This is a genomic window from Amnibacterium flavum (genome assembly GCF_003097495.1).
In the GTDB taxonomy this organism is placed as follows: Bacteria; Actinomycetota; Actinomycetes; order Actinomycetales; family Microbacteriaceae; genus Naasia; species Naasia flava.
Genome location: NZ_QEOP01000001.1, coordinates 1,045,252 through 1,060,047, shown reverse-complemented (window position 1 = coordinate 1,060,047; position 14,796 = coordinate 1,045,252). Strand labels below are relative to the sequence as shown.

Annotated in this window: 13 protein-coding genes; 4 read left to right on the top strand and 9 right to left on the bottom strand. The window is 69.6% G+C overall.

Annotated elements, in window-relative coordinates; all coding sequences use genetic code 11:
* Positions 1–7 precede the first annotated feature (7 nt).
* Both DDQ50_RS05010 and DDQ50_RS05005 read left to right on the top strand, forming a co-directional pair.
* Complete coding sequence (locus DDQ50_RS05010) at positions 8–676, top strand: Maf family protein (protein WP_116755564.1); 669 nt, start codon at positions 8–10, stop codon at positions 674–676.
* A gap of 94 nt (positions 677–770) precedes the next feature.
* Positions 771–2,561, top strand: a complete 1,791-nt coding sequence (locus DDQ50_RS05005) for an acetyl/propionyl/methylcrotonyl-CoA carboxylase subunit alpha (RefSeq protein ID WP_377940288.1) — start codon at positions 771–773, stop codon at positions 2,559–2,561.
* Between the two features lie 108 nt (positions 2,562–2,669).
* Here the strand turns inward: DDQ50_RS05005 and DDQ50_RS05000 are convergent, their stop codons facing one another.
* Positions 2,670–4,106 carry an NAD(P)H-quinone dehydrogenase gene (locus DDQ50_RS05000; protein WP_116755563.1) on the bottom strand — a complete coding sequence of 479 codons (1,437 nt, stop codon included), beginning with the start codon at positions 4,104–4,106 and terminating at the stop codon, positions 2,670–2,672.
* A gap of 85 nt (positions 4,107–4,191) precedes the next feature.
* Between DDQ50_RS05000 and DDQ50_RS04995 the strand changes: the two genes are divergently transcribed.
* On the top strand, positions 4,192–5,025 hold the full coding sequence (locus DDQ50_RS04995; protein ID WP_116755562.1) for a purine-nucleoside phosphorylase: 834 nt from the start codon (positions 4,192–4,194) through the stop codon (positions 5,023–5,025).
* Positions 5,022–6,713: a phospho-sugar mutase gene (locus DDQ50_RS04990; RefSeq protein WP_116755561.1), complete on the top strand. Its 1,692-nt coding sequence runs from the start codon at positions 5,022–5,024 to the stop codon at positions 6,711–6,713. The genes DDQ50_RS04995 and DDQ50_RS04990 overlap by 4 nt, the downstream gene beginning before the upstream one ends.
* 9 nt (positions 6,714–6,722) lie before the next feature.
* Here the strand turns inward: DDQ50_RS04990 and DDQ50_RS04985 are convergent, their stop codons facing one another.
* The 8 genes from DDQ50_RS04985 to DDQ50_RS04950 form a co-directional block, all read right to left on the bottom strand.
* On the bottom strand, positions 6,723–6,995 hold the full coding sequence (locus tag DDQ50_RS04985; RefSeq protein ID WP_116755560.1) for a PTS sugar transporter subunit IIB: 273 nt from the start codon (positions 6,993–6,995) through the stop codon (positions 6,723–6,725).
* Positions 6,996–7,027: 32 nt separating this feature from the next.
* Complete coding sequence (locus DDQ50_RS04980) at positions 7,028–8,155, bottom strand: adenosine deaminase (RefSeq protein ID WP_116755559.1); 1,128 nt, start codon at positions 8,153–8,155, stop codon at positions 7,028–7,030.
* A gap of 142 nt (positions 8,156–8,297) precedes the next feature.
* Positions 8,298–9,581, bottom strand: a complete 1,284-nt coding sequence (locus DDQ50_RS04975) for a thymidine phosphorylase (RefSeq protein ID WP_116755558.1) — start codon at positions 9,579–9,581, stop codon at positions 8,298–8,300.
* A 37-nt stretch (positions 9,582–9,618) separates the two neighbouring features.
* Positions 9,619–10,230, bottom strand: a complete 612-nt coding sequence (locus DDQ50_RS04970) for a DUF4232 domain-containing protein (RefSeq protein WP_116755557.1) — start codon at positions 10,228–10,230, stop codon at positions 9,619–9,621.
* A 70-nt stretch (positions 10,231–10,300) separates the two neighbouring features.
* Positions 10,301–10,741, bottom strand: coding sequence for a cytidine deaminase (locus DDQ50_RS04965; RefSeq protein ID WP_377940287.1), 441 nt, complete (start codon positions 10,739–10,741; stop codon positions 10,301–10,303).
* 2 nt (positions 10,742–10,743) lie between these two features.
* On the bottom strand, positions 10,744–12,012 hold the full coding sequence (locus DDQ50_RS04960) for an ABC transporter permease (protein WP_116755555.1): 1,269 nt from the start codon (positions 12,010–12,012) through the stop codon (positions 10,744–10,746).
* On the bottom strand, positions 12,009–13,247 hold the full coding sequence (locus DDQ50_RS04955) for an ABC transporter permease (RefSeq protein ID WP_116755554.1): 1,239 nt from the start codon (positions 13,245–13,247) through the stop codon (positions 12,009–12,011). The genes DDQ50_RS04960 and DDQ50_RS04955 overlap by 4 nt, the downstream gene beginning before the upstream one ends.
* Positions 13,244–14,743: an ABC transporter ATP-binding protein gene (locus DDQ50_RS04950; RefSeq protein WP_116755553.1), complete on the bottom strand. Its 1,500-nt coding sequence runs from the start codon at positions 14,741–14,743 to the stop codon at positions 13,244–13,246. Before DDQ50_RS04950 ends, DDQ50_RS04955 begins: the two co-directional genes overlap by 4 nt.
* Positions 14,744–14,796 lie beyond the last annotated feature (53 nt).

Sequence of the window (14,796 nt, the reverse complement as noted above, 5' to 3'; positions counted from 1 at the left end):
GTCAGGCATGACCACGCTGTACCTGGCCTCGACCTCCCCTGCTCGCCTGGCGCTGCTGCGCGCCGCGGGGATCGAGCCCGTCGCGCTTCCGTCGTCGGTCGACGAGGATGCGGCGGTCGCACGCGCCGAGAGCGAGCGCGACGCACCGCTCTCCCCCTCCGAGATGGTGCTTCTCCTCGCGAAGGCGAAAGCGGAGGCCGTCGCGGGCGGCGCAGCGGCCGACCTCGACGGGTTCGTGCTCGGCGGCGACTCCGCGTTCGAGCTCGACGGAGTCGTCTACGGCAAACCTCACACCGTCGAAGTGGCGCGCGAGCGCTGGCATCGGCAGCGCGGTCGGACCGGCACCCTCTTCTCGGGGCACTGGCTCATCGACAACCGCACCGATGCGCCCGCGCGCGGTGCGGGAGTCGGGCACGTCGCGTCCGCGACCGTCTCCTTCGTGCCCGATCTCGGCGATGACGAGATCGAGGCGTATCTGCGATCGGGCGAGCCCCTCGAGGTGGCGGGCGCCTTCACGATCGACAGCCTCGGCGGGCCTTTCATCGACCGGATCGACGGCGATCCGTCCACCGTCATCGGGCTGTCCCTTCCCACCCTCCGGCGCCTGCTCGGCAGTTTCGGACTGCCGATGCACCAGCTGTGGAACCGAGCCGGACTGGTCGAAGGCGCCTACTAATCCCCCTCGCGTTGTGGGCACCCCCACGTTGCGACACCGATCTTTGTCGCAACCCACCAACTGGGCCCCGCCCGGCGTCCGTAGGCTAGTCAGCATGTCGAGCCCCGTTCTGCGCCCGCTGACCAAGGTCCTCGTCGCGAATCGGGGCGAGATCGCGGTTCGCGTCATCCGAGCCGCGAAGGACTCGGGACTCCTCTCGGTCGCGGTGTACGCCGATCAGGACCGGGGCGCCCTCCACACGAGCCTGGCCGACGAGGCCTACGCCCTCGAAGGGGCGACGAGCGCCGAGACCTACCTCTCCATCGAGAAGATCCTCTCGGTCGCCCGTCGTTCGGGCGCCGACGCGGTCCACCCGGGCTACGGGTTCCTCGCCGAGAACGCGGACTTCGCTCGCGCCGTCATCGACGCCGGTCTCACCTGGATCGGCCCGCCCCCGAGCGCCATCGAGCAGCTGGGCGACAAGGTGACCGCGCGTCACGTCGCCGAACGGGTGGGTGCACCGCTGGCCCCCGGCACCCTCGAACCCGTCAAGGATGCGAGCGAGGTCCTCGACTTCGTCGACGCGCACGGCCTGCCCGTCGCCATCAAGGCCGCGTACGGCGGCGGAGGGCGCGGGCTCAAGGTCGCGCGCACTCGCGAAGAGGTGCCCGAACTGTTCGACTCGGCGACCCGCGAGGCGATCGCCGCCTTCGGCCGCGGCGAGTGCTTCGTCGAGAAGTACCTCGACCAGCCTCGACACGTCGAGACCCAGTGCCTGGCCGACGAGTACGGCAATGTCGTCGTCATCTCGACCCGCGACTGCTCCCTGCAGCGTCGCCACCAGAAGCTCGTCGAGGAGGCACCCGCGCCCTTCCTCAGCGACGAACAGGTCGCCCAGCTCTACTCGTCGTCGAAGGCGATCCTCGCCGAGGTCGGTTACGTCGGAGCCGGCACCTGCGAGTTCCTCGTCGCGAAGGACGGCACGATCTCGTTCCTCGAGGTCAACACGCGTCTGCAGGTCGAGCACCCCGTGACCGAGGAGGTCACCGGCGTCGACCTCGTCCGCGAGCAGTTCCGCATCGCGGCGGGCGGCGCGATCGACTACGACGACCCCATCGCCCGCGGCCACTCGATCGAGTTCCGCATCAACGGCGAGGACCCGGGCCGCAACTTCTTCCCCTCCCCCGGCCCCGTGCACGTCTTCTCCGCACCCGGTGGACCCGGTGTACGGGTCGACTCGGGCGTCCGCGCGGGAGACGAGGTCTCGGGAGCGTTCGACTCCCTCCTCGCGAAGCTCATCGTGACCGGATCGGACAGGGCCGACGCGCTCGAGCGTTCGCGCCGCGCGCTCGACGAGTTCGAGGTCGCCGGTCTCCCCACGGTCCTCCCCTTCCACCGGGCGATCGTGCGCGACCCCGCGTTCGCACCGGCCGACGGCGAATCGTTCTCGATCTACACGCGCTGGATCGAGACCGAGTTCACGAACGGCATCGAGCCGTGGAGCGGCTCGATCGTCGCAGACGAGGACACCCCCGCTGAGCCTCCCCGCCGCGAGGTGGTCGTCGAGGTCGGCGGCAAGCGTCTCGAGGTCAGTCTGCCCGGCCGCCTGTTCGCTGCGGCCGCGACGGCGGCGCGCCCCGCTGCCCCGCGTCGGCGCAGCTCGGCCGGCACCGCGGTGATCACCGCGACCGGCGCGTCGGTGAAGGCGCCCATGCAGGCCACCATCGTCAAGCTCGCGGTCGCCGAGGGCGACCAGGTCGTCAAGGGCGACCTGGTCGTCGTCCTCGAGGCGATGAAGATGGAGCAGCCTCTCACCGCCCACCGCGACGGCACGATCGCCAACATCAGCACCGCTGTCGGCAAGACGGTCTCCTCGGGTACCGTCCTCCTCGACATCGTCGACTGACCCGCGCGCCGCGCTTGGCCGAGGGACTGAGCGGTAGGGCGGACCTCTCCTGATCCATGACCCGTCGCGGTCAGATGAGGCCGGAACGCCTGAGCGGCGTCCGCGACGTCAGACGACGATGTGCATCGCGCGGGCGGCGTCGGTGATCGCTCCGGAGAGCGACGGGTAGACGCTGAAGGCGCGGGCGAGCTGGTCGACGGTCAGGCGGTGCTCGACCGCCATCGTGATCGGCAGGATCAGCTCGGAGGCACGCGGGGCGACGATCACGCCGCCGATGACGGTGCCGGACCCGGTGCGGGCGAAGAGCTTGACGAAGCCGTCGCGGACGCCCTGCATCTTGGCCCGCGGGTTGCTCTCGAGATTCAGCTTGTAGATCTCGCCCTGGGCGATGCCCTCTTCGATCTGCTTCTGCGACCAGCCGACCGTCGCGATCTCGGGCTGGGTGAACACGTTGCTCGCCACATTGCGCAGCTCGACCGGCGTGACGGCGTCGCCCATCGCGTGGAAGACGGCGGTGCGGCCCTGCATCGACGCGACGGAGGCGAGAGGCAGCGACGTGCTGCAGTCGCCGGCGGCGTAGATCGACGGGACCGAGGTGCGGGCGACGCGATTCACGCGGATGTGCCCGGTCTCGGTGAGCTGCAGACCCGCCTGCTCGAGCCCGATGCCGCCGGTGTTCGGGATGCTGCCGACCGCCATCAGGCAGTGGCTGCCCTCTACGATCCGGCCGTCCGACAGTGTCGCGCGGACGCCGTCGTCGACGACCTCGACGCGGTCGGCTCGGCTCTTGGACAGAACGGTCATGCCGCCGCGCTTGAAGACCTCCTCGATCACGGCTGCCGCGTCGGCGTCCTCGCCGGGCAGAACCTGATCGCGGCTGGAGATCAGAGTGACCTTCGCACCGAGCGCGGAGTAGGCCGACGCGAACTCGGCACCGGTGACACCCGATCCGACGACGATGAGGTGCTCGGGCACCTCGTCGAGCGTGTAGAGCTGGGTCCAGGTCATGATGCGCTTGCCGTCGGGCATCGCCGAGGGCAGCACCCGCGGGCTCGCCCCCACCGATACGACGATGGTGTCGACCTCGATCTCGTCGAAGTCGCGGGCACCCTTGCCCGCGCCGGTCGAGGCGACCAGCTTGTTCGGCCCCTCGAGTCGGCCCTCACCGGTGACGATGCGGACGCCGGCCTTCTTGAGGCTCGAGCGCATGTCCTCGGACTGCTGACGTGCGAGGCCGGTCAGCCGCTTGTTGACGGCGGCGAGGTTGACGGCGACCTCGGGGTGCACGGCCCGGCCGCTCTCGGTACGACTGAAGTACTGGACGCCGAGCTCTTCGGACTCGCTGATCGCGGTGGCCGCCTCGGCTGTCGCGATGAGGGTCTTCGAGGGGACGACGTCGGTGAGGACCGCGGATCCTCCGATGCCGGCACGCTCGATCAGCGTGACCTCCGCACCCAGTTGGGCTCCCGCGAGGGCCGCCTCGTATCCGCCGGGGCCACCGCCGAGCACGCCGATCCGCTGCTTGCGTTCGAAAACGTAGACCATTCCCCTCATTCTTCCCCATTCCTGCCCGGGATCCGGGCATCGGACCCGATGCGGGCGCCTGGTTCGCAATAAGTAGGCTGACGGGATGACGAACTCGGCTCCCAGATCGCTCGACGACCCCTCGGTCTCCCCGTTCGATGTGGCCCGCAGGGCCGCGGCCCAGCTCGCCTCGGCGACGGGCGTCGAACGGCACGACATCGCTCTCACGCTCGGCAGCGGGTGGGGCAAGGCCGCCGACCTGCTCGGCGAGACCGTGGCGGAGGTTCCGGCCTCCGAGATCGAGGGCTTCAGCACCTCGGGCGTCCCCGGCCACTCGGGAACCCTCCGATCCATCCGGCTCGAGAACGGCCGCCACGCCCTCGTCATCGGTGCACGCACCCACTTCTACGAGGACAAGGGGGTCCGCCGTGTCGTGCACAGCGTTCGCACGGCCGCCGCAGCCGGCGCCCGGATCATGGTCCTGACGAACGGCGCCGGCGGAATCAAGCGGCACTGGACTCCCGGCACCCCCGCCCTGATCACGGATCACATCAACCTGACGGCCTCGTCCCCCCTCGAGGGCGCAACATTCGTCGACCTCACCGACCTCTACTCGTCGCGTCTGCGCGCCGTTGCTCGCGAGGTCGACCCCGCTTTCGAAGAGGGCGTCTACGTCCAGTTCCGCGGACCCCACTACGAGACGCCCGCCGAGGTCCGCTACGCGGAGACGATCGGCGGCCACATCGTGGGCATGTCGACGGCGCTCGAGGCGATCGCGGCCCGGGAGGCCGGTATGGAGATCCTCGGGCTCTCCCTGATCACCAACCTCGCCGCCGGCATCTCCGACGAGCCCCTCAGCCATGAGGAGGTCATCGCCGCCGGCAAGTCGGCGGAGCAGCGGCTCGGGGTGCTCCTCTCGCAGATCGTCGCGCGACTGTGAGCTCGTCGGCTCCCACCGACGCCCGGCTCCTCGCCGCCGCGACCGCATGGGCCACGATCGACCCCGATCCCGAGACGGCGGTCGAACTCCTCGACCTGCTCCGACGCGCCCGCTCTCGGGGCGCTGCCCGTGTTCCCGCGCGAGCCGAGCTGAGGGACCGGTTCGGTTCCCGGCTGGCCTTCGGCACCGCCGGTCTCCGCGGTGAACTCGGCGCGGGGCCCAACCGGATGAACCGCGTGGTCGTGCGGCAGACGACCGCGGGCCTGGCCCGGTTCCTGCTCTCCCGCGAGAGCAGTCCGAGCGTCGTCATCGGATACGACGGACGCAAGAACTCCGCGATCTTCGCCCGTGACACGGCCGAGGTCCTGGCCGGCGCCGGGATCTCCGCGGTACTCCTCCCTCGGCAGCTGCCCACGCCGGTGCTCGCGTTCGCGGTCCGGCATCTGAGCGCGAGCGCGGGCGTCATGATCACCGCCTCGCACAATCCGGCGCGCGACAACGGCTACAAGCTCTACCTCGGCGGGGCCGATGAGGGGTCCCAGATCGTTCCCCCCGCCGACGCGGAGGTGTTCGCGCAGATCGCCGCCGTCGTCGCCGATTCCGCCGCTCCCCTGGCGATGTCGACCGAGTACTCCGTCGCGGACGACGCGGTGCTCGACGCCTACGTCGCTGCGACAGCGAGCGCCGCCCTCCTGCCCGACGCCGATCTGCCGTGGGTTTACACGCCCATGCACGGGGTCGGTTGGGAGACCATGTCGCGGGTGCTGCGCGCCGCGAACGCCCCCGAACCTGCGCTCGTCACCGAACAGCTCGAGCCCGACCCCGACTTCCCGACCGTCGCCTTCCCCAATCCCGAAGAGGCAGGCGCTCTCGATCTCGCGATCCGGACCGCCAGCGAGACCGGTGCGGTGCTCGTCGTCGCGAACGACCCCGACGCCGACAGGCTCGCCATCGCCGTCCGGCATTCGAGGACGGGAGCGTGGGAGCAGCTGAGCGGCAACGAGGTCGGCCTGCTGCTCGCCCGCACCATCGCCGAGCGCGCCGTCGCCGAGGGGCGCACGGGGTCGCTCGCGGCGTCCATCGTGTCGACGCCGGGCCTCGCCGCGGTCGCCGCGCACTACGGGCTCGGCTACTCCGACACCCTCACCGGTTTCAAGTGGATCTCCCGCGTACCCGGGCTGGTGTTCGGTTTCGAGGAGGCTCTCGGCTATCTCGTCGACCCGCAGAAGGTGCGCGACAAGGACGGGATCTCCGCCGCGTTGGTCGCTCTCGGCTTCTTCATCGAGCTGCGCCGCACGGGCGTGACGCTCCAGCAGTACCGTGATGCGTTCGTCCGCGACTTCGGCTGGTTCGGCTCGGCGCAGCACTCGCTCCGGGTGGACGATCTGTCCCGGATCGGCGAGATCATGAGTCGCCTGCGCGCCGCCCCGCCGACCGCCCTGGGCGGCATCGCGGTGACGGGCATCGACGACCTCAGCGCGGGGTCGGCGACGCTTCCCGCGAGCGACGTGCTGCGGATGCGAACCGAGGAGGGCGGCCGGGTCATCGTGCGTCCGAGCGGCACCGAGCCGAAGCTCAAGGTGTACATCGACGTGTCCGTCGTCGACGGCGACGTGACGGATCGCCGCAGCAGAGGCGAGGCCACACTCGCTCGCCTCACCGAGAGCGTCGGCGAGCTGCTCGGCTGACCGGTCGGGCTAGTTGAGAGCCGCCTCGAGCTTCGCGGCGATCTCCTCCTGGTCGAGGATGTTGTCGATGACGATGACATCGGCGAACGTGCGGCCGATCGCGGCGACGTGCTCCGGCGAGGTCAGGATGATCTGCGCGTCGTCGCCCTCGGCGCCGATGCTCGAGACGTCGCTCGCGGTGACCTCCGCCTCGTAGCCGAGACGCTGCAGGGCCCGTTCCGCGCTGACCTTGAGGATTCCGGAGGTGCCGATTCCGGCGCCGCAGATGGCCACGATCTTCATTGCTGCCAGCCTATCGAGGACATGAGGGTGACTCACCGACCGGCGGCGTCGAACCCGTCGCTGATCCGGTCCGCGAGATCCTCGCGGTCTTCGACGCTCAGGAAGCTCGCCGCCGCCGCATTGAGCTGGAACACCTCGAAGTCGGAGAGGTCGTAGCCGAACGCGTCGCGGAGGAGCGAGAGCTCCTGGGTGATGCTCGTGCCGCTCATCAGGCGGTTGTCGGTGTTGACGGTGACGCGGAAGCCGAGCTGGTAGAGCAGATCGAAAGGATGGTCGGCCAGATCCTCGCCCCAGTGCGAGATCGCGCCGGTCTGCAGGTTCGACGACGGGGCGAGCTCGAGCGCGACCTCCCGGTCCTTGACCCACTGCGAGATCGTGCCGAGGCTCACGAACTGGGTCTCGTCGTCCTCGCCCTCGAAGTCGATGTCATGGGCGATGCCCACGCCGTGACCGATCCGCAGGGCTCGACCGTCGAGGAGAGCACCGCGGATGCTCTCGATCCCGCCGTCTTCGCCGGCGTGGACCGTGACGGGGAACCATTCCTCGGCCAGGTAGTCGAACGCGTCGAGCATTCGGGAGGGCGGGAACCCCTCCTCGGGTCCGGCGATGTCGAATGCGACGACCCCGCGGCCGCGCCACCGGACCGCGAGCTCGGCGATCTCGAGGCTGCGGTCGGCCTGGCGCATGGCGCTGAGGATCTGGCTCACGCGGATGTCGTGCCCGGTCGTGCGGCGCGCATCCTCGATCCCCTGCTCGATCCCCTCCTGAACCGCCTCGACCGCGTCGTCGAGCGACAGACCCCGTTCGAGATGCTGCTCGGGCGCCCAGCGGACCTCGCCGTAGATCACACCGTCGGTCGCGAGGTCGACGACGAACTCGCGTGCGACTCTGCTGAGCGCCTGACGCGTCTGCATGACCGAGATGGTGACGGCGAAGGTGTCGAGATAGCTCTCCAGTGAGCCGGAGTCCGCGCTGTCGCGGAACCACTCCCCGAGCGATGCCGCATCGGGAGCGGGCAGCTCGACGCCCGCCTCCTCGGCCAGTTCGACGATCGTCTCGGGACGCAGACCGCCGTCGAGATGATCGTGGAGGCTCACTTTGGGCAGATCGGCGATGTCGACTCGGCCACCCGCGATCAGAAACTTCTCGCCTGCGCTCATGCTCCCAATCTATGGCCTGAATGCGCTCCCATGAGTGCCGGTATCGGCGGGATGCGGCGCGCTGCGGCGCGTCTTGTGGAATGGTCGACGCCTTTCGGCTCGCGGCGTTGTCCCATTCGCCGCAGCGTCCGCGGCGCCGGCGTCAGCGGATGGTCTCGACGATGAGTCGGCGTTCGCCCGGAGCCGTGTCGCCGATCTCCCACGCGCCCTCGACGGACTCGAGCGCGCGGGCGAAACGCGCCTCCTCATCGGCGTGGAGGGTGAACAGCGGAGCGCCGGCGACGACCTCGTCGCCCGGTTTGGCGTGCAGCTCGATCCCCGCTCCGGCGGATACGGCGTCGCCCTGTCGCGCACGCCCCGCCCCCAGGCGCCATGCGGCGATGCCGAACGGAAGCGCCTGCTGACGGGTGAGGATCCCGGAACGCGCCGCGGTGACGGTGTGGCTGAACGATGCCGTGGGCAGCGCGGCGGAGGGATCCCCGCCCTGCGCGCTGATCATGCGGCGCCAGACGTCCATCGCGCGGCCGTCGGCGAGGGCCTCCGCCGGGTCGACGTCGGCGATCCCGACGGCCGCCAGCATCTCCCGCGCGAGCGCGACGGTGAGCTCGACGACATCGGAGGGGCCGCCTCCCGCGAGGACCTCGAGGGATTCGCGCACCTCGAGCGCGTTGCCGATCGTCCGACCCAGCGGCACCGACATGTCGGTGAGCAGGGCTGCGGTCGTCACTCCGGCATCGCGACCGAGGTCGACCATCGTGCGCGCCAGTTCTCGAGCGCGCTCCAAGTCCTTCATGAACGCGCCCTCCCCGAACTTCACATCGAGCACGAGCGCAGAGGTTCCCTCCGCGATCTTCTTCGACATGATCGACGAGGCGATGAGCGGGATGGCCTCGACGGTTCCCGTGGTGTCGCGCAGCGCGTAGAGCTTCTTGTCGGCCGGGGCGAGTCCGCTTCCCGCCGCGCAGATGACGGCGCCCACATCACGGAGCTGCGCGATCATCTCGGCCGGCGAGACGTCGGCCCTCCAGCCGCGGATCGATTCCAGCTTGTCGAGCGTCCCGCCGGTATGCCCGAGACCCCGACCCGACAGCTGCGGTACGGCGACGCCGTACGCCGCGACGAGCGGGGCGAGCGGAAGCGTGATCTTGTCGCCGACGCCGCCCGTCGAGTGCTTGTCGGTCGTGGGTTTGCCGAGGCCCGAGAAGTCGAGCCGCTCGCCACTGTCGATCATCGCCAGGGTGAGATCGCGGATCTCGGATCTGGTCATGCCGTTGAGGAGCACGGCCATGGCGAATGCGGACATCTGCTCGTCGGCGACGTAGCCGCGGGTGAAGGCGTCGACCAGCCAGTCGATCTGCCCGGTCGAGAGCTCGTGTCCGTCGCGCTTGGCGATGATGATGTCGACGGCGTCGAAGGCTTCAGTCACCCGTCCAGCGTAGTCAGCGGCCGCGGATGACGGCCCGCTACTCGGCGCTGAGCGGAGCGATCGTCAGCCACGGCGTCGCCGCGTTCGCGCAGGCGGCGACACCGGGCGCCTCGACGAAGACGGCCTCGAACGAGTGCGGCGGGTACACCCGCCAGCCGTCGCCGGTGGTCGCCTGGCAGGCGTCCCCCAGCGGTCCTCCGCCGCCCGCGACGTTGACGGCGGTGAGCGAGGCACCGATCGTGCCGCCGGGTTCGACCGTGTAGGTCGCCACCTCAGGGCCGCCCTGCAGCTCGGCGGCGGCGGCGCCGATCTGGGTGCCGTTCCCGTCGCCGACGACGGAGACCCCGGGGTACCCGCGGAGCTCGCAGGCCGTGGTGCCCGTGTTGGTGAAGACGACCTGGTAGTAGAGGTTGCCCGCGCCCGCGTCGCCCTCGGCGACGGCGACCGAGATCGCGCTGTCGGCGCACTGGCCGGCGGGCGCGTCCGGATCGACGGGGTCCGCGCTTCCGGTGGGTGTCGGGGTGGGGCTCGTCGCCGGAGTCGTGGGAGCGGCCGTCGTGGGAGCCGGTGCGGGGTTCGAGCAACCCGCCAAGGCGAGCACCGCGACGACCGCGGCCAGAGGGAGGAATGCGGATCGGCGCGACGTCATGCCGTCAACGGTATCGACGGCGATCCGTCGCTCCCCGCTGCGGCCGCGCGTGTCCTCTCGGACCTTCGTGTCAGTCGGACTGGCCCTCGGGGGCCTCGTGCACGTGGGTCGTCTGGTAGGCGACGAGGGTGCGCGGCCCGAACGCGTCGGGGAGGACCTCGTCGATCGTCTTGATGCCGCTCACGGTCGCGAGCACCATCTCCTCAGCCGAGTGCTCGTAGAGCAGCTGGCGGCAGCGACCGCACGGCATGAGCGCATTCTCGTCGCCGTCGACGCAGGCGAAGGCCACGAGCTTGCCCCCGCCGGTCATGATGAGCGTCGAGACGAGCGTGCACTCGGCGCACAGCCCGACACCGTACGACGCGTTCTCCACGTTGCAGCCGCTGATGATACGGCCGTCGTCGACGAGCGCGGCGGCCCCGACGGGGAAGTTCGAGTACGGGGAGTACGAGCGGCGCATGGCGTCCACTGCGCTCGCGTGCAGCACGTCCCAGTCGATCTCAGCGGCCACGTTCACTCCTTGATGTAGGGCTTGCCGACCGCGGCGGGCGCGACGGCCTTGCCGACGAGCACGGACACGGCGATGAGCGTCACGAGGTACGGGGTCATGGCGATGAGGTCGGGCGGGATCGGGGAGCCGATCTGCCCGGCCCAGATGCGGAAGTTGCGCGAAAAGCCGAACAGCAGTGCGGCGACCGCGGCGAGCCACGGGTTCCAGCGACCGAGGATGACGGCGGCGAGGGCGATGAAGCCCTGACCGGCGCTCATCTCGCGCACGAATGCGCCGACCGATCCGATCGTCAGCGCGGCGCCGCCGAAACCGGCGATCAGGCCGGCGACGGTGACGGTCCAGAACCGGGTGTTGTTGACGTTGATGCCGACCGTGTCGGCGGCGAGCGGGTGCTCTCCGACTGCTCGGATGCGCAGGCCCCACTTGGTCTTGAACAGCACGAACCACACCGTCGGGATGAGCAGGAACATCACGTAGGTGGTGATGCGCTGATCGAAGAAGACCGGCCCGATGACGGGGATCGACGACAGCAGCGGGATCGGCAGCGACGGCAGAGTCCCCGGGAAGTTGAACTCCTCGCTGTTGTCGGAGAGGACCGCCGAGTAGAAGAAGTTCGTGATGCCGACGACGAGCACGTTGAGCACGACGCCGACGACGATCTGGTCGACGACGTACCTCAGCGAGAACACCGCGAGGACCATCGAGACGAGAGCACCACCGATCATGGCGGCGATGAGGCCGAGGAACAGGCTGTCGGTGACGCTCGCGACGACGGCGGCGACGAACGCTCCGGCGAGCAGCTGGCCTTCGATCGCGATGTTCGCGACCCCGACGCGCTCACCGACGACACCGGCGAGCGAGCCGAAGATGACGGCGGTCGAGAGGCCGATCGCGCCCGTCAGGATGAACACGACGGGGACGGTCGCGCCCGCACCCACGTTCGCGAACAGCCCGATGATGAACAGGGCGCCCACGCCGATGGACACCCAGAGCGGCACCTTCTCGCGGCGGTAGGCGCGGTAGTAGGCGAAGCCCGCGCCGAGGAGGGTGAGGACGCCGAGCACGAGGCACAGCGGCTGCGACGCGACGACCAGAGAGGCCAGCGAGATGGTGTCGTCGGCCTCGGACCACCGGAAGGTGACCTCCTGCGCGTTGCCGAGCAGGCCGAAGACCACGAACGTGACGGCGGCGAGCACCGAGAGCACGATCGGCGTCTTCCAGTTGCGCGGCGGTGCCGCGACCGTCTCGTGGACGGGAGCGAGAGCCGTCATGACGCCTCCTCGAGCTGCTTGGTGGCCTTGACCTTCCGGGGTGCCCGCTTGGGGCGACCGGGGAGGTGGAAGATGGTGCGGATGAGCGGGGGCGCCGCGATGAAGAGCACGATGAGCGCCTGGACGACACCGAGCACCTCGGGCGCGACGTCCGCGACCTGCATGGCGGGCCCGCCGGCCTTGAGGGCGCCGAACAGGATGCCGGCGCCGAGCACCCCGAGAGCTCTCGATCCGCCGAGCAGCGCGACGGTGATCGCGTCGAAGCCGATTCCGCCGTCGACGCTGGGGGTGAAGCTGCCTTCGCGTCCGAGCGCCTGGTTGACGGCGGCGAGGCCGACGAAGAGGCCGGACAGCGTCATCGCGAGGATGTAGATCTTGCGGACGTCGATGCCCGCGGTGCGCGCTGCATCGGGGTTGATGCCGACCATGCGCAGACGGAATCCTGTGGTCGAACGCTCCATCAGCCACCAGTAGACGACCACCGCGATGATCGCGAAGACGAAGCCGAGGTGCAGAGCGAAGCCCTCGCCGAGGATCCTCGGGAGCACCGCCGTCGGGTCGGGCGGGATCGTCATCGGGTTGTTGCTGCCCTCCATGTCGTGGAGGAGGGGCGTGCGCATCAGGTAGGTGACGAGGCTGATCGCGATGTAGTTGAGCATGATCGTGACGATCACCTCGTGCGCACCGGTGAACGCCTTGAGCACACCGACGATCGCGGCCCAGAGAGCGGATCCGACGAGGCCGAAGAGCACGGCGACGATGAGGTGGATGCCGTAGGGCAGGTGGATCATCGAGCTGGCGAACGATGCGAACGCGGCGCCCACCAGGATCTGGCCCTGCGCACCGATGTTGAACATGCCGACGCGGAAGCTGAGCGCCACGCCGAGGCCGCCGGCGATGAGGGGCCCGGCGAACCTCAGCGTCTCGGTCAGCGGCCGGAACGCGGCCACCACGGTGTCCGCGTTGTAGTTGTAGATGGATCCGCGGAACAGTGCCGCGTAGGCGTCGCCGACGGCGGAGCCGGCTGCGCTGAAGAAGTCGCCGGGCCGTCCGAACAGGTACCCCGACGCTGTGATGACGTCCTCGTTCGTGAAGATGATGAGGAGCGACGCCACCGCAAACGCGAGCACGATGGCGAGCAGCGTGCGGACGAATCCGCCGCCGAGCACCGCCTGAAGGAGCTGGTTCGCCCTCGGCTGGGGCGGCAGCGCGTTGACGCTCTGGTCGGTGCTCACGCGACGACCCCCGCCATCAGCTGGCCGAGCGTCGAACGGGGAGTGTCGGAGGGGACGATGTCGACGATGCGACCTCGGTACATGACGGCGATCCTGTCGGCCAAGGCGGTGATCTCGTCGAGCTCGGTCGAGACGATGAGCACGGGGATGCCCGAATCGCGGACCGCGACGATGCGTTCGTGGATGAACTCGATTGACCCGACGTCGACGCCGCGGGTGGGCTGCGATGCGATGAAGAGCTGCAGATCGCGCGAGAGCTCGCGCGCCAGCACGACCTTCTGCTGGTTTCCACCGGAGAGTCGGCCGGCGGGGGTCGATCCGCCGGGTGTGCGGATGTCGAACTCGCCGATCGCCTCGCGGGCGAACTCGTCGCGGTGGGCGAAGTCGACGCCGAGCCCCTTGGTGAAGGGTCCGGCGAAGCTGCGGTCGAGCATGAGGTTCTCGGCCACGCTGAACTCGCCGACGAGTCCGTCCTTCTTGCGGTCCTCGGGCACGTAGCCGACGCCGGCATCGAGGATGTCGCGGACCGAGGATCCGACGAGCTCGCGACCGCCCAGTTTGACCGAGCCGTAGACCCGGTGACGCAGGCCGAGGATCGCCTCGGTGAGCTCGGTCTGCCCGTTGCCCTGAACGCCCGCGATGGCGAGGATCTCGCCGGCGCGGACCGTGAAGGAGACGTCGTCGAGCAGCTTCTGCCCGTGGTCGTCGAAGTGAGTGAGCTCGGTGACGACGAGCGCGTCGGCGCCCGCGTGCAGCGGCGGCTTGTCGACGGTGAGGTCGACGTCGCGGCCGACCATGAGCGATGCGAGCTCGGCGGACGATGCGGTCGGCTCGGCTTCGCCGACGACCTTGCCGAGACGGATGACCGTGATCGTGTCGGCGACGGCCTGCACCTCGCGCAGCTTGTGGGTGATGAACACGATCGAGGTGCCGGACGCGGCGAGCTGCTTCATGATGACCATGAGCTCGTCGGTCTCCTGCGGCGTCAGCACGGCGGTGGGCTCGTCGAGGACCAGCACCTTCGCATCGCGCGAGAGGGCCTTGATGATCTCGACGCGCTGCTGGGCGCCGACCGGCAGGTCGCTGACGAGCGCGTCGGGAGAGATCTCGAACCCGAAGCGGGATGAGATCTCGCGGACGAGCTCGCGGGCCTTCGCGAGGTCGAGGACGCCGCCCGCGTGGGTGGGCTCGTGGCCGAGCATCACGTTCTCGGCGACGGTGAACACCGGGATCAGCATGAAGTGCTGGTGGACCATGCCGATGCCCGCCTGCATCGCGTCGCCGGGGCCCGCGAAGACGACAGCCTCGTCGTCGAGCAGGATCTGGCCCTCGTCGGGCTGGTACAGCCCGTAGAGCACGTTCATCAGGGTCGACTTGCCCGCGCCGTTCTCGCCGAGCAGCGCGTGGACCTCGCCCGGTTGGACGGTGAGGCTGATGGAGTCGTTGGCCACGAGGGAGCCGAAGCGCTTCGTGATGCCACGCAGTTCGAGTTTCATCGGATACCTATCCTGCACTACCGCCGGAGGGCGGATACGACGGAAATGAAGAG

What these genes read in the sequence shown, in the direction of transcription:
- DDQ50_RS05010 (WP_116755564.1), top strand. Translation starts at nt 8, where the DNA reads ATGACCACGCTGTACCTGGCCTCGACCTCCCCTGCTCGCCTGGCGCTG.
- DDQ50_RS05005 (WP_377940288.1), top strand. Translation starts at nt 771, where the DNA reads ATGTCGAGCCCCGTTCTGCGCCCGCTGACCAAGGTCCTCGTCGCGAAT.
- DDQ50_RS05000 (WP_116755563.1), bottom strand. Translation starts at nt 4,106, where the DNA reads ATGGTCTACGTTTTCGAACGCAAGCAGCGGATCGGCGTGCTCGGCGGT.
- DDQ50_RS04995 (WP_116755562.1), top strand. Translation starts at nt 4,192, where the DNA reads ATGACGAACTCGGCTCCCAGATCGCTCGACGACCCCTCGGTCTCCCCG.
- DDQ50_RS04985 (WP_116755560.1), bottom strand. Translation starts at nt 6,995, where the DNA reads ATGAAGATCGTGGCCATCTGCGGCGCCGGAATCGGCACCTCCGGAATC.
- DDQ50_RS04980 (WP_116755559.1), bottom strand. Translation starts at nt 8,155, where the DNA reads ATGAGCGCAGGCGAGAAGTTTCTGATCGCGGGTGGCCGAGTCGACATC.
- DDQ50_RS04970 (WP_116755557.1), bottom strand. Translation starts at nt 10,230, where the DNA reads ATGACGTCGCGCCGATCCGCATTCCTCCCTCTGGCCGCGGTCGTCGCG.
- DDQ50_RS04960 (WP_116755555.1), bottom strand. Translation starts at nt 12,012, where the DNA reads ATGACGGCTCTCGCTCCCGTCCACGAGACGGTCGCGGCACCGCCGCGC.
- DDQ50_RS04950 (WP_116755553.1), bottom strand. Translation starts at nt 14,743, where the DNA reads ATGAAACTCGAACTGCGTGGCATCACGAAGCGCTTCGGCTCCCTCGTG.